At 54.3% G+C, this 22905-nt stretch carries 24 protein-coding genes; 12 read left to right on the forward strand and 12 right to left on the reverse strand.

Annotated elements, in window-relative coordinates; translation table 11 throughout:
- Positions 1-43: 43 nt before the first annotated feature.
- From MPQ_RS10120 to MPQ_RS10135, 4 genes are all read left to right on the forward strand, one after another.
- Positions 44-1027: a PhoH family protein gene (locus MPQ_RS10120; protein ID WP_013442844.1), complete on the forward strand. Its 984-nt coding sequence runs from the start codon at positions 44-46 to the stop codon at positions 1025-1027.
- The gene (gene ybeY / locus MPQ_RS10125) at positions 1020-1487 is read left to right on the forward strand and encodes an rRNA maturation RNase YbeY (protein WP_015830705.1); all 468 of its coding nucleotides are present in this window, start codon (positions 1020-1022) and stop codon (positions 1485-1487) included. Before MPQ_RS10120 ends, ybeY begins: the two co-directional genes overlap by 8 nt.
- A 1-nt stretch (position 1488) precedes the next feature.
- The gene (locus tag MPQ_RS10130) at positions 1489-2328 is read left to right on the forward strand and encodes an HlyC/CorC family transporter (protein ID WP_013442846.1); all 840 of its coding nucleotides are present in this window, start codon (positions 1489-1491) and stop codon (positions 2326-2328) included.
- A gap of 100 nt (positions 2329-2428) precedes the next feature.
- Positions 2429-2854 carry a hypothetical protein gene (locus MPQ_RS10135; RefSeq protein ID WP_013442847.1) on the forward strand — a complete coding sequence of 142 codons (426 nt, stop codon included), beginning with the start codon at positions 2429-2431 and terminating at the stop codon, positions 2852-2854.
- Between the two features lie 137 nt (positions 2855-2991).
- On the opposite strand, the gene mscL is transcribed toward MPQ_RS10135, so the two are convergent.
- On the reverse strand, positions 2992-3411 hold the full coding sequence (gene mscL / locus MPQ_RS10140) for a large conductance mechanosensitive channel protein MscL (protein WP_013442848.1): 420 nt from the start codon (positions 3409-3411) through the stop codon (positions 2992-2994).
- A 184-nt stretch (positions 3412-3595) separates the two neighbouring features.
- On the opposite strand from mscL, the gene lnt reads away from it, so the two are divergent.
- The 8 genes from lnt to MPQ_RS10180 all read left to right on the forward strand — a co-directional run bounded on the left by lnt (position 3596) and on the right by MPQ_RS10180 (position 11978).
- Entirely contained in the window at positions 3596-5077 is a 1482-nt protein-coding gene (lnt, locus tag MPQ_RS10145) for an apolipoprotein N-acyltransferase (RefSeq protein ID WP_041362308.1), read from the forward strand.
- Between the two features lie 119 nt (positions 5078-5196).
- The gene (gene glyQ / locus MPQ_RS10150) at positions 5197-6135 is read left to right on the forward strand and encodes a glycine--tRNA ligase subunit alpha (RefSeq protein WP_013442850.1); all 939 of its coding nucleotides are present in this window, start codon (positions 5197-5199) and stop codon (positions 6133-6135) included.
- Positions 6132-8237 carry a glycine--tRNA ligase subunit beta gene (gene glyS / locus MPQ_RS10155; protein ID WP_013442851.1) on the forward strand — a complete coding sequence of 702 codons (2106 nt, stop codon included), beginning with the start codon at positions 6132-6134 and terminating at the stop codon, positions 8235-8237. Before glyQ ends, glyS begins: the two co-directional genes overlap by 4 nt.
- Before the next feature lie 2 nt (positions 8238-8239).
- Entirely contained in the window at positions 8240-8782 is a 543-nt protein-coding gene (gmhB, locus tag MPQ_RS10160; RefSeq protein ID WP_013442852.1) for a D-glycero-beta-D-manno-heptose 1,7-bisphosphate 7-phosphatase, read from the forward strand.
- Positions 8783-9499 carry a 1-acyl-sn-glycerol-3-phosphate acyltransferase gene (locus tag MPQ_RS10165; RefSeq protein ID WP_013442853.1) on the forward strand — a complete coding sequence of 239 codons (717 nt, stop codon included), beginning with the start codon at positions 8783-8785 and terminating at the stop codon, positions 9497-9499. It abuts the gene before it with no gap.
- Positions 9492-10202 carry a M48 family metallopeptidase gene (locus MPQ_RS10170; RefSeq protein ID WP_013442854.1) on the forward strand — a complete coding sequence of 237 codons (711 nt, stop codon included), beginning with the start codon at positions 9492-9494 and terminating at the stop codon, positions 10200-10202. Before MPQ_RS10165 ends, MPQ_RS10170 begins: the two co-directional genes overlap by 8 nt.
- A 54-nt stretch (positions 10203-10256) precedes the next feature.
- On the forward strand, positions 10257-10709 hold the full coding sequence (locus MPQ_RS10175; RefSeq protein ID WP_202944348.1) for an Rrf2 family transcriptional regulator: 453 nt from the start codon (positions 10257-10259) through the stop codon (positions 10707-10709).
- A gap of 81 nt (positions 10710-10790) precedes the next feature.
- The gene (locus MPQ_RS10180; protein WP_013442856.1) at positions 10791-11978 is read left to right on the forward strand and encodes a globin domain-containing protein; all 1188 of its coding nucleotides are present in this window, start codon (positions 10791-10793) and stop codon (positions 11976-11978) included.
- Between the two features lie 107 nt (positions 11979-12085).
- Here the strand turns inward: MPQ_RS10180 and MPQ_RS13745 are convergent, their stop codons facing one another.
- The 11 genes from MPQ_RS13745 to MPQ_RS10230 all read right to left on the reverse strand — a co-directional run bounded on the left by MPQ_RS13745 (position 12086) and on the right by MPQ_RS10230 (position 22733).
- Positions 12086-12307 carry a (2Fe-2S)-binding protein gene (locus MPQ_RS13745; RefSeq protein WP_013442857.1) on the reverse strand — a complete coding sequence of 74 codons (222 nt, stop codon included), beginning with the start codon at positions 12305-12307 and terminating at the stop codon, positions 12086-12088.
- Positions 12308-12464: 157 nt separating this feature from the next.
- Positions 12465-12941 (reverse strand): bacterioferritin, encoded by a 477-nt coding sequence (gene bfr / locus MPQ_RS10190; RefSeq protein ID WP_013442858.1) that lies wholly within the window; start codon positions 12939-12941, stop codon positions 12465-12467.
- Between the two features lie 17 nt (positions 12942-12958).
- Complete coding sequence (bfr, locus tag MPQ_RS10195; RefSeq protein WP_013442859.1) at positions 12959-13444, reverse strand: bacterioferritin; 486 nt, start codon at positions 13442-13444, stop codon at positions 12959-12961.
- 226 nt (positions 13445-13670) lie between these two features.
- A complete protein-coding gene (locus MPQ_RS10200; protein ID WP_013442860.1) occupies positions 13671-16079 on the reverse strand; it encodes a heavy metal translocating P-type ATPase in 2409 nt (802 codons plus the stop codon).
- 9 nt (positions 16080-16088) lie between these two features.
- Positions 16089-16889 carry a FixH family protein gene (locus tag MPQ_RS10205; protein WP_013442861.1) on the reverse strand — a complete coding sequence of 267 codons (801 nt, stop codon included), beginning with the start codon at positions 16887-16889 and terminating at the stop codon, positions 16089-16091.
- Between the two features lie 8 nt (positions 16890-16897).
- Positions 16898-18322 carry a cytochrome c oxidase accessory protein CcoG gene (gene ccoG / locus MPQ_RS10210; RefSeq protein ID WP_041362313.1) on the reverse strand — a complete coding sequence of 475 codons (1425 nt, stop codon included), beginning with the start codon at positions 18320-18322 and terminating at the stop codon, positions 16898-16900.
- Between the two features lie 113 nt (positions 18323-18435).
- Positions 18436-19374, reverse strand: coding sequence for a cytochrome-c oxidase, cbb3-type subunit III (gene ccoP / locus MPQ_RS10215; protein ID WP_013442863.1), 939 nt, complete (start codon positions 19372-19374; stop codon positions 18436-18438).
- 18 nt (positions 19375-19392) lie between these two features.
- Positions 19393-19554, reverse strand: coding sequence for a cbb3-type cytochrome c oxidase subunit 3 (locus tag MPQ_RS13750; protein ID WP_015830719.1), 162 nt, complete (start codon positions 19552-19554; stop codon positions 19393-19395).
- A 21-nt stretch (positions 19555-19575) separates the two neighbouring features.
- Positions 19576-20310 (reverse strand): cytochrome-c oxidase, cbb3-type subunit II, encoded by a 735-nt coding sequence (ccoO, locus tag MPQ_RS10220; RefSeq protein ID WP_013442865.1) that lies wholly within the window; start codon positions 20308-20310, stop codon positions 19576-19578.
- 27 nt (positions 20311-20337) lie between these two features.
- On the reverse strand, positions 20338-21801 hold the full coding sequence (gene ccoN / locus MPQ_RS10225) for a cytochrome-c oxidase, cbb3-type subunit I (RefSeq protein ID WP_013442866.1): 1464 nt from the start codon (positions 21799-21801) through the stop codon (positions 20338-20340).
- A gap of 233 nt (positions 21802-22034) precedes the next feature.
- Positions 22035-22733, reverse strand: coding sequence for an OmpW family protein (locus MPQ_RS10230; protein ID WP_041362834.1), 699 nt, complete (start codon positions 22731-22733; stop codon positions 22035-22037).
- Positions 22734-22905: the final 172 nt, after the last annotated feature.

Genomic DNA, 22905 nt, shown 5'->3' on the forward strand with positions numbered 1-22905 from the left:
TTTTAACTGATGCACTTATTGCCCCACGGGCGGTCACCCCATAATGGAAATTACCCTTAGTCCTGAAGACAATCTGCGTCTTGCCAACCTGTGTGGCGCGCTGGATGAAAACCTCAAGCAGATCGAAGATGCCCTGGATGTTGGCATCGCACGCCGCGGCGCGCACTTCCGCTTTTCTGGCGAGCAAAGCAATGTGCGCATTGCCGCGCAGCTGATCGAAAACTTTTATGATCGCGCCAGCAAACCCTTGAGCCTGGAAGAGATACAGCTGGGGCTGGTCGAGATCGACCGCATGAAGCCAGAAGATGTACAAAAGGAAATGCCGGTACTGATGACACGCCGGCAGGATCTGCATGGCCGCACGCCGCGCCAGGTCAGTTATCTGCAACAGATTCAGGACTTTGACATTACCTTTGGCATTGGCCCGGCGGGCACCGGCAAAACCTATCTGGCGGTAGCCAGCGCAATTGATGCCATGACCCGCGACAGGGTGAAGCGCATCGTACTGGTGCGTCCGGCGGTGGAAGCGGGCGAGCGACTGGGCTTTTTGCCAGGCGATCTGGCGCAGAAAGTCGACCCCTATCTGCGCCCACTGTATGACGCCTTGTACGACCTGGCAGGTTACGACACCGTGAACAAGATGTTTGAACGCGGCGCCATTGAAGTCGCGCCACTGGCCTATATGCGCGGCCGCACGCTGAACCAGAGCTTTATCATTCTGGATGAAGCGCAGAACACCACGCCGGAACAAATGAAGATGTTCCTCACCCGTATCGGCTTTGGCACCAAGGCGGTAATCACCGGCGACGTGACCCAGATCGACCTCGGGCGCGGCCAGAAGAGCGGCCTGGTCGAGGCCAAGCAGGTGCTGAAAGACGTGCGCGGCATCGCCTTTACCCACTTCCTGTCTGAGGATGTGGTGCGCCATCCGCTGGTGCAGAAGATCATCAATGCCTACGAAACCTTTGATAGCGAACGCCATGCCCAGCCGCATGACACGGACAGGCGAGGCCGCTCCGATGCCTAGACTGGCAATGGATGTGCAGGTGGCGAGCGAGGCTGCCAATATTCCCGCAGACAAGCTGTTTCGCAAATGGGCGCGTGCCACCCTGCGCGTTGACACGGAACTTGCTTTAAGAATCGTGGATGAAGACGAAGGCCGCGCGCTCAATCGCGATTATCGTGGCAAGGATTACGCCACCAACGTGCTGACCTTTCCGCTGACGGAAGAGCCGCACCTGATGGGCGATATTATTTTGTGCGCACCAGTGGTTGCCCGCGAAGCGGCAGAGCAAGGCAAACCGATTGAAGCGCACTACGCCCATTTGACCGTACATGGCGTGCTACACCTGCATGGCTACGACCATGAAACCGAGCCGCAGGCCGAGCTGATGGAAGGCCTGGAAACAGAAATCGTCACAAAACTCGGCTACAGTGACCCTTACGCCGCCGAAAAAACAGAATTGACCAAGAAAGCAATCGCCTAAGATGGCCGAAACCGACAAACCACGATGGCTGGAACTGATCAGCAACTTTTTGCTGCGCGAACCGGAAGACCGTGAACAACTGATCGAGCAGCTACACTCTGCCTACGAAAAAAACCTGCTGGATGCCGATGCCCTCTCCATGATTGAAGGCGTGCTGCAAGTGTCCGAAATGCAGGTACGTGACATCATGATTCCCCGCTCGCAGATGGATGTCATTGACATCACCGATGCGCCCGAGAAGTTTATTCCCTTTGTGATTGAAGCCGCGCACTCGCGCTTTCCGGTCATTGATGACGACAAGAACCATGTGATCGGCATTCTGCTCGCCAAAGATTTGCTGCGTTATTACGCTGGCGAAGATTTTGACGTACGCGACATGCTGCGCCCCGCGGTCTTCATTCCTGAATCCAAGCGCCTCAATGTCTTGCTGAAAGAGTTTCGCAGCAATCGCAACCATATCGCCATCGTCGTGGATGAGTACGGCGGTGTGGCAGGCATGGTCACCATTGAAGACGTACTGGAGCAGATCGTCGGCGACATTGAGGACGAATATGACTTTGATGAAACCGAAGACAATATCATCCGCGATGCGCAGGGCCGCTATCGCATCAAGGCGCTGACCGAAATCGCCGACTTCAATGAGGCACTGGGCACCCAGTTCAGCGACGAAGAATTCTCCACCATCGGCGGTCTGGTCGTCAGCAAGTTTGCCCATCTGCCCAAGCGTGGCGAACAGATCAGCTTTGATGGTTTGCATATCACCGTCTTGCGCGCAGACAGCCGCCGCCTGCATTCCATGCTGGTAGAGATTCAGGCAAAACCCGAGAGTGCAATCGAGTAGGCCAAGCTATTGAATAAGCTTGGAATTGATGCATGGAACCAAGCGTAAAAAAACATCTCATACCCTTTGAAGCTGTACCACATTTTTAAGGGGATACATCATGAAAACCTTGTTACTGGCACTGATGCTGGGTATTGCCGGGCAATCGATTGCAGGCGCTGCACAGGCGCCCAACATACAAGTACCAAACGCTAAAGCCCCGAATTCAGCCACCGGCGATATTGCGGTTTCGGAAAAAGAATTCGTCGCCGGCATCTCCGGTATTGATAAATCGAAAATCGTGGAACAGTTTGGCGAGCCCAGCAAACGCGACGACATCACCAACCCTGATGGCAAGGTCATTGCCTCCGTATGGCACTACCACTATCTGAATACCGATGAAAAGGGCGCTTATTACAAGACCACTGAACTGGATATCGTGGATGACAAGGTCGTCATGGTGGTCTTCATGAACCATGATGGCGAGAGCAGCCCAGATGCTTCACCTGCACCGGCTCCAGGCCGATCGACGGATTCGGATATCTGAACGCCAGGAAAACTTTGGCGGATTCATCGCTGATTCCAAGTCGTACTGTATGACAAACAACAAGCCCCGCATTGCGGGGCTTGTTGTTTATGGGGATATGGCAAGGGTGTCGTAACAATCACCCGCCGCCAGGACGCCTATTTTTTCAGCGAATCACGAATTTCACGCAACAGCAGCACGTCTTCTGGTGTGGGTGGTGCTTCTGGCGTCAATTGATCGCGGAAGCGGTTCATTTGCTTGACCAGCAGGAAAATCACAAACGCCAGAATCACAAAGTTAAGGGCCACGGTGAGGAAATTACCATACGCCAGCAAAGGCACACCCGCCGCCTTAAGGGCGGCATAGGTTTGCGGCACGCCCGCCGGGGCATCGGATAACTGGATGTACATATTGGAAAAATCGAGCTTGCCAACCAACATGCCCACCACTGGCATGATCAGGTCGCCCACCAGCGAGTCCACGATCTTGCCAAAGGCGGCGCCGATGATCACACCCACCGCGAGATCCATTACATTGCCGCGCAGGGCAAATTTCTTGAATTCTGTCAAAAGGGCCATGCGTGATTTCTCCTGTTGTGAATATGAAAAGGGATGTTGTTAACTGCGCTTTGACTCGAATATAGGGGCTGCTGCGGTGGCCTGTCAACCAGACGGCGCCAGATAATTCAGCCTCCGGCTGCCAGTGGAGCCGTCTGCCATCAGGTATACTGGCAGCCAATTTCATCTCTCTGCACTCACGACTTTGCCTACCTTATTCAAGTCCTTATGGGCCAGACATCTGCTGGCCGCCCTGCTGGGCGCAATCGCGGTCAGCGGCTTTGCTCCCTTTTATGTTTATCCGGCTGGTGTATTGTCACTCGCCGGATTTTTCTATCTGGTGACCACCACGGCACGTCGTCGAGAAGCTGCATGGCTGGGATTCACCTACGGCCTGGGATTATTTGGCGCTGGCATTTACTGGATTTACATCAGCCTGCACGATTTTGGCGGCATGCCATTCTGGATGGCCGGGCTGGCTACTTTCCTGCTTTGTGCGTTCCTGGCACTTTTCCCGGCAATCGTCGCCGCTCTCGCCCGCAGTCGACCTGCGCACCAAATGCTGATTGCGCTGCCCTTGCTATGGGCACTTTCAGAATGGGTCAGAAGCTGGATATTCACCGGCTTTCCCTGGCTGAGCATAGGTTACACGCAAGTACCCGACAGTCCGCTGGCAGGTTATGCGCCGATTATCGGCGCGTATGGCGTATCGCTGGTGGTAGCGCTGCTTGCCAGCCTGCTGGTTAGCGTGTACTTGCATCCGGCCCGCAGGCGCATGGGCGTCGTTCTGATGGCCGGACTGATAGGCTGCGGCTGGGCCTTGAAACAGATCGAATGGAGTCAGCCTGAGGGCGAGCCGGTCAGTGTCGCCTTGCTGCAAGGCAATGTATCGCAGGATAAAAAGTGGAATGAAGAGGAAGTGCTGCGCAGCATGCGCCAGTATTACGATATGGCACTGGCGAGCCAAGCCAGACTCATCATCCTGCCGGAAACCGCCTTATCCGTTTTGCTGCAGCAAGTCCCGCAAAACTACCTTGATGGCCTGAAACAACATGCCCAGACCAATGGCGGCGATATTCTCATCGGGGTGGTGGAATACGAGCACGAGCAGTACTACAACAGCATGATGAGCGTAGGCAGTGCCGATACCCAGTTTTACCGCAAATCGCACCTGGTGCCATTTGGCGAGTTCATTCCCCTGAAGCGGGTATTTGGCTGGATCTACCGCGACTGGCTCAATATGCCACTGGCGGATGTCGCCCGCGGCGGGCTGGATCAGCAACCCATGCAGGTCGCCGGTCAGCGCGTGGCCGTCAATATCTGCTACGAAGATGTGTTTGGTGAAGAAATCATCCGCCAGCTGCCACAGGCCAGCGTGCTGGTGAATACCAGCAATGACGCCTGGTATGGCGAATCGATTGCGGCCTACCAGCATTTGCAGTTCTCGCAGATGCGGGCAATAGAAACGGCACGCATGATGCTGCGCAGTACCAATACCGGCGCCACCGCCATTATCAACCCCAAGGGCGAAGTGCTGGCACATGCGCCGCACTTTATCGCGACGACACTTGAGGGCGAGGCGCAAGGCTATGTGGGTACAACCCCTTATGTGCGCTTTGGCAACTGGCCCTTGCTCATCCTGCTGGCGGGCAGTCTCGCTCTTTTGTGGGGCCGTAAAACCAAGTAGAATTAGCGGTTATTTGCCTTGCATGCAGGCCGTTAAAACACCATGAAAATCGGCCCGGCCAACACTGACTGGCAGCCCGCTGGCTGCCGGATCATTCACCAAGATTCAGAAATGGAAATATGCTGACATTTCAACAGATTATTCTCAAGCTGCAGCAATACTGGGATGCCCAGGGCTGTGCCTTGCTGCAACCTTACGACATGGAAGTCGGTGCAGGCACCTCGCACACCGCCACCTTCCTGCGGGCGTTGGGCCCCGAGCCCTGGAAAGCCGCCTACGTTCAGCCCAGCCGCCGCCCCAAGGATGGCCGCTACGGTGAGAACCCGAACCGTCTGCAGCATTACTACCAGTTCCAGGTCGTGCTCAAACCTGCGCCTGACAATATTCTGGAGCTTTACCTGGGCTCGCTCGAAGCCCTGGGTTTCGATCTGAAGAAAAACGACATCCGTTTTGTGGAAGATGACTGGGAAAACCCGACACTGGGCGCCTGGGGCCTGGGCTGGGAAGTCTGGCTGAATGGGATGGAGGTGACACAGTTCACCTACTTCCAGCAGGTCGGCGGCATCAACTGCAAACCGATCACCGGTGAAATCACCTATGGTCTGGAGCGCCTCGCCATGTATCTGCAAGGCGTGGAAAACGTGTATGACCTGGTATACGCCAAGGGCCTGCATGGTGCCCGCGATTTGTCTTACGGCGACGTATTCAAGCAAAACGAAGTCGAGCAATCGACTTATAACTTTGAGCACAGCGATGCTGATTTCCTGTTCACAGCGTTCAATGCCCACGAAAAGCAGGCGCAACACCTGATGGAACATCAATTGGCGCTGCCTGCCTACGAGCAAGTGCTGAAAGCCGCTCATACCTTTAACCTGCTGGATGCACGCGGAGCCATTTCGGTCACGGAGCGCGCCGCCTATATCGGCCGCATTCGCAATCTCGCCCGTTCAGTTGCCGCGAGCTACCTGGATAGCCGCGCCCGCCTCGGCTTCCCTATGGCCCCCAAAGCATGGGCAGATGAAGTATTGGCACAGTTGGATAAGAAGGCCGCCGCATGAAGCAGAATCTGTTAGTTGAATTGTTTGTAGAAGAACTCCCACCCAAGGCCCTTAACAAGCTGGGCGAGGCATTCTCCAGCACCCTGTTAGAGGTACTGAAATCGCAGGGCCTGACCAGCGAGACATCGCAGGTCACCGCCTATGCATCGCCGCGTCGTCTGGCGGCACATATCAGCGACGTCGTCGCCAAGGCTGCGGATAAATCCCTATCGCACAAGCTGATGCCTGCCACGGTAGGTCTGGATGCAAATGGCAAGGCGACGCCCGCGCTGCTGAAAAAACTGACCGCGCTGGGCGCGGATGAATCCGCTGTCAGCCAGCTCAAGCGTGAGCATGATGGCAAGGCTGACATTCTGTTTCTGGAAGGCACCGCCGCTGGCGCCACGCTGAGCGAAGGCCTGCAAAAAGCGCTGGACGAAGCACTTGCCAAGCTGCCTATCCCCAAGGTAATGACCTACCAGTTGCAAGATGGCTGGACCAGTGTGAATTTTGTGCGCCCCGCCCATGGTCTGGTAGCGCTGCATGGCAATGAGGTCATCCCGGTCAGCGCGCTGGGCTTGCAGTCTGGCAACACCACGCAAGGCCACCGCTTTGAAGCCAAGGTCAGCCCGGTGACGCTGCGTCATGCAGACCACTACGCCGAGCAACTGCACACTGAGGGCGCCGTGATTGCCAGCTTTGCTGAGCGTCGCGCCGAGATCGTTCGCCAGCTGACGGCCGCTGCCGCCAAGGCCGGTCCCCAGTTAACCCCCATCCAGGATGAAGCCTTGCTGGATGAGGTGACCGCACTGGTAGAGCGCCCCAATGTCTTGCTCGGCCAGTTTGAAGACGAATTCCTGCAAGTACCGCAGGAATGCCTGATTCTGACCATGAAAGCCAACCAGAAGTACTTCCCGCTGCTGAGTGCAGATGGTCAGCTGAGCAACAAATTCCTGATCGTGTCGAATATTTCGCCGGATGATGCCAGCGCCGTTATCGGCGGCAATGAGCGCGTGGTGCGGCCACGTCTGGCCGACGCCAAGTTCTTCTTTGACCAGGATCGCAAGAAAACCCTGGAAAGCCGTCTGACTTCGCTGGATAAAGTGGTTTATCACAACAAGCTGGGCTCACAAGGCCAGCGCACTACCCGCGTTGCCAGTATTGCCAGCGCCATCGGTCAGCAACTGGGCGGTGACGCACTGGCAAGCAAGGCCGCGCAGGCTGCCCGCCTCGCCAAGGCCGATCTGGTAACAGACATGGTGGGGGAATTCCCCGAGTTGCAAGGCATTATGGGGCGCTACTATGCGCAGCATGAAGGGCTGGATAATGATGTTGCTTACGCCATTGAAGACCACTACAAGCCGCGTTTCGCTGGCGATGAATTGCCGCGCAATCAGGTAGGCGTGGTGGTGGCACTGGCGGACAAATTGGAAACGCTGTGCGGCATGTTCGGCATCGGCCAGATTCCGAGCGGGGATAAAGACCCCTTTGCCTTGCGTCGCCATGCGCTGGGCGTGGTGCGCCTGTTGATTGAAAACAGCCTGCCACTGACACTGGACACCCTGCTGAACACCACCTTTGGCTGCTTTGCCGCTGATGTTGAAAATGCATCTACCGCATTGCGCAGCTTTATTTACGACCGTCTCTCTGGCAGCCTGCGCGAGCAAGGCTACAGCGCCCAGGAAGTGGATGCCGTGCTGGCGCTTGAGCCCCAGCAACTGGCGGACATTGCCAAGCGCCTGGAAGCGGTCAAGGCGTTCGCAGCCTTGCCGGAAGCCGAGAGCCTGGCAGCCGCCAACAAGCGCGTCGGCAATATCCTGAAAAAAGCCGAAGGTGATGTACAAGCCAGCATCAATCAGGCGCTGCTGGTCGAGCCTGCCGAGCTAGCCCTGGCACAAGCCTTGGCCAGCGTGACGCCGCAGGCGGATGCCGCCTTTGCCGCCGGGGATTATCGGTCATCGCTACAGGCATTGGCCGCATTGAGAACACCTGTAGACGCGTTTTTTGATGGTGTGATGGTGAATGCAGAGGACCCTGCACTGAAGGCCAATCGCCTTGGCTTGCTGGCCAGCCTGCACCAGGCCATGAACCGCGTCGCCGACCTGTCCAGACTGGCAGGCTGATCATGAAGCTGGTGATCCTGGACCGCGATGGTGTCATCAATCATGACTCCCCGCACTTCATCAAAAGCCCCAATGAGTGGACTCCCATTGCGGGCAGCCTGGAAGCCATTGCGCTGCTGAACCAGAGCGGATTCCGCGTCGCACTGGCCACCAACCAGTCTGGCATTGGGCGTGGCTTGTTTGATATGGCCACCCTCAATGCCATTCACGACAAAATGCACCGCAGCCTTAGCCAGCTGGGCGGCCGCATTGATGCCTTGTTTTATTGCCCGCATGCGGCGGAAGCCAAGTGCGATTGCCGCAAACCCAAAGCTGGCATGCTGGAGGAAATCGGCCGTCGCTTTGGCATGGATCTGAAAGGAGTGGCCTGCGTGGGCGACTCCCTGCGCGATCTGCAGGCCGGTGTGGCATGCGGCTGCCAGCCCATTCTGGTTCGCACCGGCAAGGGCGAAGCCACATTGCAAGCTGGCGGCCTGCCCGAAAACACCTGGATTTGCGCGGACTTGGCCGAGGCGGTTCAACGTATCATCGCTGAAGACAAATAAATGCTCGTTCTGCGCTCCTTACTTTATACCCTGGGCATGTGGCTGCTGACGCCCATCTATGCCTTCATTGCCATCCTGACCTTCCCATTGCCGCCCATCTGGCGCTATCAGATCATCTCGGGCTGGGCTCGCAGCATGCTCTGGTGGCTGCGCGTCACTTGCGGCATCCGTTATCGCATCATCGGTCAGGAAAACATCCCCACTACCCCCAGTATCATTCTTGCCAAGCACCAGTCAGCGTGGGAAACGTTGGCCTTTCAGCAGATATTCCCCCCGCAGGTCTGGGTGCTGAAACGCGAGCTGTTATGGATTCCGTTCTTCGGCTGGGGCCTTGCCATGACGTCGCCGATTGCCATCAACCGCTCGGCCGGTCGCGAAGCGCTCAAGCAAATGGTAGCCCAGGGCAAGGACAGGCTGAAAAAAGGCTTCTGGGTAGTGATTTTCCCCGAGGGCACGCGCATGGCCCCGGGCACCAAGGGAAAATACCATATAGGTGGGGCCTGGCTGGCGACGCATACGCAAAGCAACGTGGTACCTGTTGCGCACAATGCGGGGACGCTGTGGCCCAAGAACTCCTTTCTCAAAAAACCTGGCACCATTACTGTTCACATTGGCCCGGCCATTGCCAGTGCAGGCTTGAAACCTGACGAGCTGAACCAGCGCGTAGAAGCCTGGATAGAATCCGCCATGACGGAGCTGCCTGCCAGCAATGCCTGAACTTGCACTGGCGGATGGCACTCGCTTGCCATATGAACTGAAGCGTAGCAGCAAGCGGCGCTCCATCGGACTCCGTATCAGCGAGCAGGGCCTGGTTGTCTCTATTCCGCAGCGACTAAGCCTGCGCGAACTTGAAGCCCTGCTTTACAGCAAACGTGACTGGATACAGCAAAAAGTTCAGCAGCAGGCCGCCGCCAAAGTCCCCGCCCTGAGCTGGCAAAACGGAGAAACGCTATGGCTGCTGGGCAACAGCCTGCCGCTTTACCTTGCCGCAGATAGCCGCAATCGTGCGATCAGTTGCGATGGCAGCCGCATGGACGTCCGCCTCACGGACATCAGCGATACCGGCATGATCAAGCGCCGGGTCACTCAGTGGTACAAACAGCAGGCACTGGTCGATTTCACCCGCCGTACCGAATTGCTGGTGCAGAAACTGGGCCTGCCCATGCCGCCGATTGCCTTGTCCAGCGCACGCAGTCGCTGGGGAAGTTGCAATTCCAAAGGTGAAATCCGGCTGAACTGGCGCTTAATCCAGGCACCGCCACATATCATCCAGTATGTGATTGCGCATGAATTGGCGCATCTCAAGGAAATGAACCACTCTGCCCGTTTCTGGGCGATTGTCGCGCGGCTGTTCCCCAGCTACCGCGATGCCGAAGCTGAGTTACGGCAGCTTTCACGGCAACTGCATCGCATCGATTAATACCTTCGCATTCAATTGTTGCAATTTAAAAGCAACAATATTATGATGCCGCTCATGCAACTAACAAAATTCACCGATCTTGGCTTGCGAGCACTCATGTATGTGTCACAGAGCACGCATACGCGCATGGTCTCCATTACCGAGCTGGCCCAGCAGTTGAATGTGCCGCGCAACCACCTTATCAAAGTCGTGACTTTCCTCAACAAGACCGGCTGGATACAGGCAACCCGGGGCCCAGGAGGCGGTTTGCGCCTGGGTATGGATCCCGCCAGCCTGTCGTTGGGATTGGTAATACGCACCCTGGAAGGAAAACAATCCCTGGTGGATTGTGCACAACCGGCCTGCCCTTTGGCCGGCAGTTGCGGCCTGAAGGGTGTGCTGGATGAAAGCCTGGATGTCTTTTACCGGCATCTGGACACCTACACACTGGCGGACGTCACCCCCAAACATACCAGTGAAATTATCGTACGCCTGCAACAGAAACACCTTCAAACCATGACGGCATAAGTACATGGACCAGCACCCCGGGATATCCCGGTTTTTTTATAGTCATATTGTTTCATTTTAAATACAACATAAGGAGTGATGATGCTTTCAGCGACCGCCAGACCCTATATTGACGCCAGCGTACCGGTACTTCGCGAGCATGGCCTTGCCATAACCACCACGTTTTACCGCAGCATGTTTGCCGCGCATCCCGAGTTAACCAATCTGTTCAATATGGGAAATCAGGCCAATGGCTCGCAGCAGCAATCGCTCGCTGCCGCCGTTTTTGCCTACGCCGCCAATGTCGATAATGCCGATGCCCTTGCACCCGTTGTGAGCCGTATTGTGCACAAGCATGCCGCGGTAGGATTAACTGCAGACCATTACCCTATCGTTGGTGAACATCTGCTGGGCGCTATCAAAACCGTGCTGGGGGATGCCGCCACTCCCGCCCTGATCGATGCCTGGGGAGAGGCGTATTGGCTGCTGGCCAATCTGCTGATTGATGAGGAAAAGAAACTCTATGCCCAGAGTGGCGCGGAGGCAGGTGCACTCACCAGACTCAAGGTGGTGAGACGCGTGCAGGAAAGTGCGGACATCGTGTCTTATTACTTGCAAACCGAAGATGGTAGGAGCCCCGGAGCATTCCTACCTGGCCAATACATCACGGTAGAAGCTCAATTGAATGAGCATAAGCGTCAGTTGCGCCAATACAGTCTGTCGGATTCGCCGCAACAACCTTGGTGGCGTATCAGCGTAAAACGCGAGACCGAACATACTGGAAAACCGGAGGGTACAGTATCCAACTGGCTGCACACGCATATCAAGGAAGGTGATGCCATTAACGCCAGCAAAGCCTTTGGCGACCTTCAGGTGGATTTGTCTTCCGCAAAGCCTATCGCATTGCTGTCAGCAGGTATAGGCATCACCCCCATGCTCTCTATCCTGAATACCTTGCGCGACCTCGGCAGCACGCGCCAGATATTGTTCTGTCATGGCAATCGCGGTACAGAACAGCATATTTTGCAAGACGAACTGGAAGCTGCAAAACGCAAACTGCCCGGTTTAATTGTCGAGCGCTTTTACCAGGCGGGGAATGCCATATCGTCAGGCGATGAAGTGCGCCCCACTGCAGCGTGGCAGCCGTTCCTGGCGGAAGGCGAGTTTTACTTGTGCGGGCCGGCCGGATTCATGCAGCAGCAACGCCAGTATCTGCTGCATGCAGGTGTGAGCGCTGATCGCCTGCACAGGGAAGTGTTTGGACCTGAGTTACTGGAGCACCTGCTTTAATTTTTGACAGGCTCGGAAGCCAAATGCAAAACGCCAGCTTGAAGCTGGCGTTTTGCATGGAAAAAGGTAATGTAATCAGTCGAAGAACAAGATCTCGATATGCTAGGTTAAGCGTAGCCCAAGCCCGGCGCATGCAAAGGAATGATCTTGGCGACAGTCGCGGTCTCTTGATGTGCCTCGCGCAGGCAATCCTTGGCGCAGCTCGCACAACGGCCGCACTCGGCAGCAACGCCCAGTTCGCGCTTCAAGTCTTTGAGATTTTTTGCCCCGGCACGGGCTGCTTGAAAAATTTGACGCTCAGTTACCGCACGACAAACACATACATACATATAATTTTAGGCCGACTATATATCAGTTAAAATAAATTGAGAACCATTATCATTCATAGAGCAAAGCGTGTCAATATAGTTCCAAGTAACTGACATATTTGGGCAATAAAAAAACCGCAGACGGGCTGCGGTTTTTTATTCTGCGACATCGACCGGATTAATCGGATTCGATATGCGCCTGCAGGTAATTCGGCAAGCTGACGTCCGCAATCAGGGTTTGCTGGGTTTCCAGCCAGTCAATCGCTTCCTCGCAGTGCTCCAGCAGATCCTGCAGCAAATCGCGGCTGACATAATCCTGCACCTCTTCGCACAGGGCGATCGCTTCAATCAGCAGTGGGCGCTGAATGTCCTTTTCGTACTTGAGGTCACCGTTCAGACATTCCACCACGTCTTCGCCAATGAGCAATTTGCCGAGATTCTGCAAGTTGGGCAGGCCTTCCAGGAACAGCACGCGCTCAATCACCTTGTCGGCTTCCTTCATTACGCGGATGGACTGCTTGTACTGGTAGTCGTTGAGCTTTTCCAGACCCCAGTTGCGAAACATGCGAGCATGCAGGAAATACTGATTGATGGAGGTAAGCTCGTTCTTGAGCACCTTGTTCAGTATTTCAACGACTTTCTTGTCACCCTTCATCTTTTACTCCTTCACGCTCAAACCGCACCAGATGACTTCATCTGGCTTTGCAGGTAGTTTTCCAGACCGACCAGATTGATCAGGCGCAATTGCTGTTCAAGCCAGTACGCATGGTCCATTTCGGTATCGTCGAGTTGGGTCAGCAGCATGTCGCGCGTGACATAATCCTGTGCTTTTTCGCACTCTGCCATCGCCTTTTTCAGCGAGCCCACCACATGGTATTCAAGAGCCAGATCGGATTTGAGCATGTCGGGAATAGACTTGCCGATGTTCAGCGGGTCACGCTTTTCGAGATTGGGCTTGCCTTCGAGAAAGAGGATGCGCTGAATGATGGCGCGCGCGTGGGAGCGCTCATGCTCGGATTCGTGCAAGCTTTTATCCGCCAGTTGCTGCAAACCAAAATCCGCATACATCTCGCCATGAATCAGATACTGATCGACCGCCGTCAACTCGCCCGCGAGCAAGTCATTCAGTATCCCAACTATTTTTTTATCACCTTTCATACCAGCCTCCATTCCAAATTTGCATCATGCAAAGCATGACATTGGGGTGGATGATAACGTAAAAAGCTTAAAAATGCACTCGGAAAAATTCACTATCTTATTGTTTATAAATGGATTTTGTAACAATAACACCAATAGCAATCATTCCTGCTAAGATCAGGCAAGGGATGGGGTCCTGATGAATTCCGGACAAGCGCCTGATAAAACAAGAATATCCTGAACAAAGCTACCGCAGGCGTAAGGCATTGATCACCACGATGAGCGAGCTGATGGACATGCCAATCGCTGCCATCCATGGCGACAGCAATCCACTGGCAGCAAAGGGCAACGCGACCAGGTTGTAGGCCAGGGCCCAGGCAAAATTCTGGCGAATGATCTGTATGCCGAAGCGGCTGGTTTGCAAGGCATGTTCAATTTCCGGCATGTGTTCTGTCAGCAGCACAATATCTCCGCTGGCTCTGGCCATTTGAGTACCACTGCCCATGGCGATCGAAACCTGTGCACCGGCCAGCACAGGCGCATCGTTGATACCATCGCCCACCATGACCACCACCTCGCCTTGCTCCTGCAATGCCTGCAGAGCCTGCAATTTCATTTGCGGCGACATTTCAGCGCGTCGGTCTGTCACGCCCATTTCATCGGCAAAATAATCCACCGAGGCCTTGGCATCCCCGCTGAATATCGACACCCGCAGGCGTTGATTGAGCAGGCGCTGTATCAACAGATCCGCCTCAGGACGTGGCTGATCCGCCAGCACAAAGGCGGCCAGCAATTGACGACTATCACTCAGCCAGACAACCGAAGCCCCTGCGGGATATTCATCCAGAGGCAGTTGTATGCCTGCCGCGGCAGGATTAAGGCGCACATTACCCAAGCTGTAACGCTCTCCCTCAATCTCCCCCACCACACCCTGCCCGGGAATATTGGCATTGTCAGTCACCGTGAATAAGGGCTGCGCCTGAATCGCTTCAATAAAACTGCGCGCCAGCGGGTGCTCAGAACTTTTTTCCAGACTGGCGGCGATACGCAGGCAAGTTTGCGCGTCCATATCGGCATAACACTGTGTATGCACCAGCACGGGCTTGCCCATGGTCAGCGTGCCTGTTTTGTCGAAGACAAAATGCGTTGCCCGGGCCAGGGTTTCCAGCGCATGTCCACGCGTGAACAAAACCCCGCGACTCACCAGATGCGAGCCAGCGGCGGCAAATGCCGCGGGGGCCGCCAGCGAAAGCGCACAAGGGCAGCTCACCACCAACACCGCCAGCACGATATCCAGCGTGCGCTCAGGGTCGATATGCCACCAGATCCAGGCAATGAGAATAACGGCCAGCAGCAGCGCCGTTGTAAAGTAGGCGGCAACACGATCGGCTACATGCGCTAGCCTAGGTTTTTCAGCTTGGGCACGATCCAGCAAGCGGGAAATACCTGCCAGCATGGTGTTTTCGCCCACACCGGTCACTTCAATGACCAGCGGGCTCTCATAATTGATGCTGCCCGCGTAAACGGGATGACCCATCGTTTTGTGAACCGGCTTGCTTTCGCCACTCAGCAAAGATTCGTCTGCACTGCTTTCACCTTCGATCACCACGCCATCGGCTGCCACCGATTCTCCCGGACGCGCCAGTATATGGTCTCCGGTTTTCAGTTCCACCACCGGCACGATTTCCTGCTCCTGCCCGCGCAAACGCGTCGCCATGGCGGGGGCCAATCTGAGGAGATTTTCTGCCGCCTCTATGGATTTCAGCCGGGCATTGCGTTCCAGATAGCGCGTGGATAACAGAAAGAAAATCAGCATGGTCAGGGTGTCGTAATACACAACGCCATGCCCCTGCAAAGTGGCCCATATGCTGCCAGCAAACCCTGTCAACAGCCCCAGTACAATCGGCACATCCATGCCTGGGCTGCGATTGGCAATACTGCGCCAGGCAGCACGATAGAATGGCCACGCGGCATAAGTCATGGCCGGCACGCTCATCAGCAGACTGAACCACCGCAGAATCTGGGCAGTAGCAGGCTCCAGCCCCTGTGCAGGTCCTGCATACAGGGCCACGGCGATCATCATGACCTGCCCGGCAGACAGCCCGGCCACCGCCAAGCGACGAAAATCCCGTTTTTTCTGCTGCTGGCGGACTTCATCCTGCTGCTGGGCACTGAAGGGATGGGCGTGATAGCCCAGCTTGCGGATTTCGGCGAGGATTTCGCTCAGATGAATCTTGCTGTCATCCCAGCTAATGCGGGCCCGCTGCGATGCGTAGTTGAAAGAGACACTTTGCACACCGGGCAATTGCTGCAGATGGCGCTCATTCAGCCAGATACAGGCCGCGCAGGTAATGCCCTCGATGATGAGAGCCGCTTCTTTTAAAGAGCCTGCCTCATGGACAAAGCTTTTCTGCACATCGGGATGATCATACAGGGCGAGCTTGCGCAGTTCATCGGGAACCAGCTCTTCGGCAGTTTTGGGAAGTTCGGTGCGATAACGGTAATAATCTTCCAGTCCATTATCAACAATCGAACTCGCTACCGCCTGGCAACCGTGACAACAGAGGCGACGGCGTGCGCCCAATATATCAAGCGCATAACGCTCGCCCGTCATCACGGGCAAGCCGCAATGATAGCAATCCACCACGTCCGTCATACGCGCAGCTTAATCGCCATCGATGTAAAGGGTTTGCTGCTTGATGTAGGTATCTTCACCATGCTGGATATAGAGATCCAGTATCCATCGGCCAGAGTCATTCAATGTCATCGTGGTCTGATAAACGCCGGGGCTCACTTCGGACAGGGAAAACTTCTGATCATCACGGCTATTGGCCATACGCCACAAGCCCATCGTCACTTCCGCACCGGCAATGCCTGCGCCTTGGGCATCATCAAGCTTGAGAGTAATGGTCGAGGGAGTCTTGCTTCTCATGGTATCCCAGCCCTCAATGCCAATCTTCCAGCCGAGATGACGCTGCTGCTCAAGTCTGGCGAGATGCGGTTCGTAAAGTTTGTTGCGATCATGCGGAATGAGGCCAGGAAAGGCGGTATGCACCGTTTCATTGGCCGGGTGCGGCAAGAACAGGTTGCTGATGCTATCCGGCAAGCCACGGCTGGAAATGGATAACAACACGGCATTCAGAACTACCAGGCCAATAAAAAACCCGATGATGAGTCGCGGCGCCCAGTGCAGCTTCTGCTTTTTCTGCTGCATGCCACCGAACACCATCAGTAGCCCCGCATTCGCCAGATAAACCGCAAAGTGGATTGCCAGCACATCTCCGCCAGTCCAGTGCTGCTGGCTATAGGCCAGATACAGCAAAAATGGTAAAGCACCACTCAGAATGCCCGCCCAGAAATTGGGCAAGCCCAGGCGTCGACTGACAAAAAACAACAGGGCCGCCAGTAGCAACCCGCCAAACAGGGTTTCCGTCATGGACACCTGCGGCAAGACAAACAAATTCACGGATTAACTCACTTACTGTTGAAGTTGGTAGGAAGAGTGATGGTTTCAGCACCGGCCGTCTGCGGCTGAACGACAAAGTTAAATGTCTTGGTCCGCTCGGCCAGCTCATGTTCAAGATTCACCTTGGCGTTCACCGTCAAATCCTTGCCCGCACGCACATGCACTTGGGGAATATTCCCCATATCCAGCGCATCTGCCGGTATTCCGCTGACACTGATCTTGTATGTCTCGTCGTGCTCGGTCTTGTTGACGATATGAATCTGATAGCGGTTACGGAAGCTGCCATCTGACAACATGATGAACATGGGTTGCCGCACCTGTTGTACAGACACTTCGACATTGGTACGGGTGCCGATATTGTAAAAAAGCGTTCCCGTCATCACCACGATGGCGACGGCATAGCCCAGCACTTTCAGGCGCTTCCACTCCAGACGGGGAGCATGTGGTGTTGCATCTGCCAGGTTTTTCTCGGAGTCATAACGAATCAGACCGCGCGGATAGCCCACGGAATCCATGATGTTGTTGCAGGCATCAATGCAAAGGCCGCAGGAAATACACTGGTATTGCAAGCCATTACGGATATCAATGCCTGTGGGGCAAACCTGCACGCAGAAGCCACAATCAATGCAATCGCCATGGCCTTTGGCCTGGCGCTCTTCGCGGGTTTTCAAGCCCGCGATCGGCAGCGTGCGACCTGCCAGCCCTTCGCCACGTTTGGCGTCGTAACTCACCGCCAAGGTATCTGGCTCATACATCACGCCCTGGAAGCGCGCATACGGACAAGCCAGCGTACAGATATTTTCACGTAACAGGCCAGCAGCCACATAGGTCGTCACTGTTAAGGCAGCGACAGTGATATATGCGGCATCTGCGGCATGCCCTGTAAACAGGTTGACCAGAAAATCCGGAGCGTAATTGAAGTAAGCGGCAAAGGTAAATGCCGTCCAGAAGGAAATCAGCAGCATCAGGAAATGCGATGAGCCTATCTTGAGAATTTTTTCTGCATTCCAGGGCTGCTTGTATAAACGCAAGCGCGCAGGGCGCTCCCCCTGAATGGCCTTTTCCACCATGATGAAAAGATCAGTCCACAAGGTCTGAAAACAGAAGTAACCACACCAGGCACGGCCTATCAGGCCAGTGGCAAAAAACAGCAAGGCAGCCGCGATGAACAATAACATCGCCAGCCAGAAGATATCCTGCGGGTAAACAATCAGGTCAAAAATAAAAAACCGGCGGGTGCTCAGGTCAAACAGCAAGGCCTGACTAGGGGAGCTGGCGCGCTCCCAGGGCATCCACGGCAGCAGGAAGTAAACGCTATACGCCACGATCATGACCGCGGTCTTGAAGTTGCGGTATTTGCCTTTTACCGAGCGCGTGAAAATGGGAATGTGCTTGGCGTAAAGGGCAGATTGACTAGCTTTGCTTGCTTCCATGGCTGTTTCTGACTCGCTTTGAAAATTACCGCTAAAAAACGACAAAGGCCCACATTAGGGCGTGAGCCTTTGATTAAGTTGCATCGTTCAGATGGTACTTGGAGTAAAACGTATTACTTACCGCCACCCAGACTATCGTGCACGTACACGGTCAACAGTTTGATCTGCTCAGGCTTCAGGCGGTGATCCCAGTTAGGCATCACACCACGGTCCAGACCACCGGAAATCACATGCTTGACGGCATCCAGCTTGGCCGCTGCATCCTTGGCTGCAGGCACATCGGCCCACAACCAGATCTTGTCGGTCAGGTTGGCAGAACCCAGCTCGATACGGCCTTTGGCATCAGCACCATGGCAGTAGTAGCAAGCAGCAGAGTCGCCCTTGAAAATATTGGCACCAGCAGCGGCAGCCGTTTCATCATGCGGTTCGCCAGACAGGCTCAATACATAGTTAGCCAACTGGGTGATCTGCTGATCATTCAAGACTTCCTTGAAAGGAGGCATATAACCGCGACGACCACCCACAATCGTGGTGTGAATCTGGTCATAGGTACCACCATATTGCCAGTGGTCATCGGTCAGGTTGGGCGAGAAGCCGACTTTACCCTGACCACCAGATTGGTGACATGGTGCGCAGTTGTCCGAAAACAGGGTCTTACCGGCCGAGTTAACGAACTGCATCAGGTCAGCATCCTTGGATACATCTTCATAAGAAGCACCCGCTACCTTGTCGAACCATTTCTTTTGCTCGGCTTGCTGTTCATTCATTTCATGCATGAACTTGGAGCGCATGTTCCAGTGCGTGGTTTTCTCTACTTCCTTGCCATCCACTGTTGTAGCCGTGTAGGTAATGCTGTTCCAGCCAGGGATACCTTTGGTGTAGGTATGACCAATCGGCCAGGCTGGGTAAAACAGCCAGTACACAATGGTGAATACAAACGTAATGTAGAAACCCCATACCCACCAGTTAGGCAATGGATTGGTAAGCTCCTGAAGATCGTCGTCCCACACGTGTCCTGTGGTGGTCGGTGTCTTGATTTTGTCCTGACTCATGATTCGTCCTAATTAAATCTAATCGTCTTGCAGAGGAATGTTCTTGAAGTTTTCCAGCTTCTCGCCGCGGGAACGGCTACCGTAAAGGTAGACCATGACCCCGCAGAACAGGACAAAGAAAATAACCAATGAAACCGGCTTGGTATTCTCAAACTTGGTAAACCACATCAACCATTCCATCATGAAGCCTCTTGCAGTCTATTAACGGAATTTAACGAAGTAATCGTCGTCGTATTTCTTGAAGTCGACCATGGTACCCAGCACTTGAAGGTAAGACACCAGGGCATCCATTTCACTCAACTTGCCAGGATCCGTGTCGTAGTTACCCAGCTGGGCCTGCGCTACCAGATTCTTTTCAGCATCAGGAATATGCAGGCTCTTGGCAACGTCTTCACCAAACTCCTTCACATTACGGTCGTATTCGGCCTGAGTGAGAGAGTAAGGCACGCCAGTCGTACGCAAGGCTTTCATGCGCAACTCGATATCGGAATAATCGAGATCGGTCTTCAGCAGCCATGGATAGTTAGGCATCACCGACTGTGGCACCAACGAGCGAGGCGCGTTCAAGTGCTGGGTTTGCCAGTCATTCGAATACTTGCCGCCAACGCGGGCCAGATCTGGACCAGTACGCTTGGAACCCCATTGGAACGGGTGATCGTACTTGGACTCTGCAGCCAGCGAGTAGTGACCATAACGCAACGCTTCATCACGGAATGGGCGAATCATTTGCGAGTGGCACAAATAGCAGCCTTCACGCACATAGATATCGCGGCCACGCAGTTCAAGAGGACTATAAGGACGAACACCCTCTACCTTCTCAACCGTTTCCTTGATAAAAAACAGGGGAACAATCTCAACCAGGCCGCCAGCACTGATAGCCAGCATAGTCAGTACCAGCAGGATGCCTAGGTTGCGCTCAATATTATCGTGTTTCATTTTGACTCCAATACCCTCTATTCCGTATTAAGCAGCCACTGGGCTGATCTCAACCTGCTGCTCGGTACTGCCTTTGCGGATGGTTTTGTACATGTTGTAGCACATCAACAACATACCGCTCAGGAAGAACGCACCACCCAATGCACGCATGACATAGAAAGGATGGGCTGCCGCAACAGATTCCACGAAGGAATACTGGAGGTTGCCGAAATCATCAAACGCACGCCACATCAGACCTTGCATGATGCCGGAAATCCACATGGCAACGATGTACAGCAGGATACCGATGGTCGCCAGCCAGAAGTGAACGTTGATCAGCTTTTGGCTATACATAGGCGTGTTCCACAGGCGTGGTGCCAGGTGGTACAGCGAACCGAAGGAAATCATGGCTACCCAGCCCAGAGCACCGGAGTGCACGTGACCGATGGTCCAGTCAGTGTAGTGCGACAGTGCGTTAACATCCTTCAAGGACATCATCGGACCTTCGAAGGTGGACATGCCGTAGAACGACAGCGCCACAATCAGGAATCGCATCACAGGGTCAGTACGCAGCTTGTCCCAGGCACCGGACAGCGTCAGGATACCGTTGATCATACCGCCCCAGGATGGCAGCAACAGCATGATGGAGAATGTGGCAGCCAGCGTGGATGTCCAGTCAGGAATCGCCGTCCAGTGCAAGTGGTGCGCACCGGCCCACATGTACAGGAAGATGATTGCCCAGAAGTGCAGCACTGACAGACGGTATGAGTAAACAGGGCGACCGGCCTGCTTGGGCACGAAGTAGTACATCATGCCAAGGAAAGCAGCCGTCAGGAAGAAGCCCACGGCATTGTGACCATACCACCACTGTGTCATGGCATCCTGCGCGCCAGAGAACAGGCTGTAGGACTTCATGGAGAACAGGCTGATAGGCACGGCCAGATTGTTAAAGGTATGCAGCAAGGCAGTTGCCAGGATGAATGCGAGGTAGAACCAGTTGGCAACATAGATATGAGGTTGCTTGCGCTTCATCAGGGTGCCAACGAAGATGATCAGGTAGGTTACCCAGACAACTTCGATCATCAAGTCGATCGGCCATTCCATTTCCGCATATTCACGGCCCTGGCTATAGCCCAGAACGTTACCCAGTGCAGCACAGACGATAATCGCTTGCCAGCCCCAGAACGTAAAGCTCGCCATGCCATCGCTGAACAGGCGCGCCTGACAGGTACGCTGAACCACATAGTAAGACGTAGCAAACAGCGCGCTACCGCCAAAGCCGAAAATCACCGCCCCTGTGTGCACAGGACGCAAGCGACCAAAGGTAATGTAAGGAATATCAAAATTGAGGAAGGGATAAGCCAGTTCCGAGGCGATATACACCCCGACAAACATACCTATCGCACCCCATACCAACGTCATGATGGTGAATTTGCGAATAACATCGTAGTTATATTGTTCGCTCACTGCACTCACATTGACGCCAGAAGTTGCGACGCTCGCCGTTGCCATTACTACGTCTCCCGATCAAAAACCGCTAAAGTAAAGAGTTGCGATTATATTCTGTAACAGCTTTACAGAACAACATAAAAACCCTTTTTACTACATGAGTTTTCGCACATTCATATTCCAGACTTGTGCAGATTCGCTGAAAGTTCACTCGCCAATGCACTTTCCACTAGCGTGACAGGCGTCACAAAAAAGCAACACCTGCCACACACGGACTCATCTATTTTTTTTATAACTTAGAACTTCTTGCCGAAACCTACGCCGACCACCCATGGATTAATATCCAGGCTGTCAATTTTGGTCCATTTATTACTTGTAAGAGGGCCACGCATTTCCACATCCGTATCCATCCAGATGTACTTGACGTCTGCATTGATCAACCAGCCGTCTTGCAAGTTGATATCAAAACCTGCCTGCAAAGCCAGCCCTACGCTGTCGCGGTCAATTTTGATCTTGGTCCCTTCTGCGGCACCTGAGGTAAATTGCAGATTGCGGTCCAGCGCAGCCGTGTAATTAAAACCAGCCCCGACATAAGGATCAAATTTCTGATCAGGCAGGAAGTGCCATTGCACAGTAAGGGTTGGCGGTAGCAGATTCACCGAGCCCAACTTCTGGTTGCCAATCACACCAGCAGAATCGCCATGGATGCTGACATCATGACGTGTGCCCAATGCCAGAATCAATTCGGCAGCGATATGCTTTGTGAAGTAGTAAGAAATATCCAGTTCGGGAATGGTATTGCTATCCACCTCAAGTTTGGCCCCTGGACTCATGACATTACCAAGCCCCACACCATTGACGGTACGTCCCAATTTACTATCCTCATTGGGACTGACATTCACCGCCCGGGCACGGACAACCCAGTCACCCGCCTCGGCCATCGCGGCTACAGGCGTCATTAATGCCAGTAAAGAAACCAGAATTTTTTTATGCATGATAATCCCCTCTTGAAATGACCATAAAAAGAACATGGATTAACTTTACACGCATTAACCATATTTTAAAAGTGGTTTATACTTGACCATAATGCTCGACTTTAGCCATGCCAGTGGCCCACGCCCCATCCTCCATGACCTTTCTTTAGCCGAAACCCCTACATAGCGCCGA

This window comes from Methylovorus sp. MP688, from assembly GCF_000183115.1.
Classification (GTDB): Bacteria; Pseudomonadota; Gammaproteobacteria; order Burkholderiales; family Methylophilaceae; genus Methylovorus; species Methylovorus glucosotrophus.

Bases quoted from the DNA above. Each gene is read 5' to 3' on its own strand.
- MPQ_RS10120 (WP_013442844.1), top strand. From the start codon at position 44: ATGGAAATTACCCTTAGTCCTGAAGACAATCTGCGTCTTGCCAACCTG.
- ybeY (WP_015830705.1), top strand. From the start codon at position 1,020: ATGCCTAGACTGGCAATGGATGTGCAGGTGGCGAGCGAGGCTGCCAAT.
- MPQ_RS10130 (WP_013442846.1), top strand. From the start codon at position 1,489: ATGGCCGAAACCGACAAACCACGATGGCTGGAACTGATCAGCAACTTT.
- MPQ_RS10135 (WP_013442847.1), top strand. From the start codon at position 2,429: ATGAAAACCTTGTTACTGGCACTGATGCTGGGTATTGCCGGGCAATCG.
- mscL (WP_013442848.1), bottom strand. From the start codon at position 3,411: ATGGCCCTTTTGACAGAATTCAAGAAATTTGCCCTGCGCGGCAATGTA.
- glyQ (WP_013442850.1), top strand. From the start codon at position 5,197: ATGCTGACATTTCAACAGATTATTCTCAAGCTGCAGCAATACTGGGAT.
- glyS (WP_013442851.1), top strand. From the start codon at position 6,132: ATGAAGCAGAATCTGTTAGTTGAATTGTTTGTAGAAGAACTCCCACCC.
- gmhB (WP_013442852.1), top strand. From the start codon at position 8,240: ATGAAGCTGGTGATCCTGGACCGCGATGGTGTCATCAATCATGACTCC.
- MPQ_RS10165 (WP_013442853.1), top strand. From the start codon at position 8,783: ATGCTCGTTCTGCGCTCCTTACTTTATACCCTGGGCATGTGGCTGCTG.
- MPQ_RS10170 (WP_013442854.1), top strand. From the start codon at position 9,492: ATGCCTGAACTTGCACTGGCGGATGGCACTCGCTTGCCATATGAACTG.
- MPQ_RS10175 (WP_202944348.1), top strand. From the start codon at position 10,257: ATGCAACTAACAAAATTCACCGATCTTGGCTTGCGAGCACTCATGTAT.
- MPQ_RS10180 (WP_013442856.1), top strand. From the start codon at position 10,791: ATGCTTTCAGCGACCGCCAGACCCTATATTGACGCCAGCGTACCGGTA.
- MPQ_RS13745 (WP_013442857.1), bottom strand. From the start codon at position 12,307: ATGTATGTATGTGTTTGTCGTGCGGTAACTGAGCGTCAAATTTTTCAA.
- bfr (WP_013442858.1), bottom strand. From the start codon at position 12,941: ATGAAGGGTGACAAGAAAGTCGTTGAAATACTGAACAAGGTGCTCAAG.
- bfr (WP_013442859.1), bottom strand. From the start codon at position 13,444: ATGAAAGGTGATAAAAAAATAGTTGGGATACTGAATGACTTGCTCGCG.
- MPQ_RS10200 (WP_013442860.1), bottom strand. From the start codon at position 16,079: ATGACGGACGTGGTGGATTGCTATCATTGCGGCTTGCCCGTGATGACG.
- ccoG (WP_041362313.1), bottom strand. From the start codon at position 18,322: ATGGAAGCAAGCAAAGCTAGTCAATCTGCCCTTTACGCCAAGCACATT.
- ccoP (WP_013442863.1), bottom strand. From the start codon at position 19,374: ATGAGTCAGGACAAAATCAAGACACCGACCACCACAGGACACGTGTGG.
- MPQ_RS13750 (WP_015830719.1), bottom strand. From the start codon at position 19,554: ATGGAATGGTTGATGTGGTTTACCAAGTTTGAGAATACCAAGCCGGTT.
- ccoO (WP_013442865.1), bottom strand. From the start codon at position 20,310: ATGAAACACGATAATATTGAGCGCAACCTAGGCATCCTGCTGGTACTG.
- ccoN (WP_013442866.1), bottom strand. From the start codon at position 21,801: ATGGCAACGGCGAGCGTCGCAACTTCTGGCGTCAATGTGAGTGCAGTG.
- MPQ_RS10230 (WP_041362834.1), bottom strand. From the start codon at position 22,733: ATGCATAAAAAAATTCTGGTTTCTTTACTGGCATTAATGACGCCTGTA.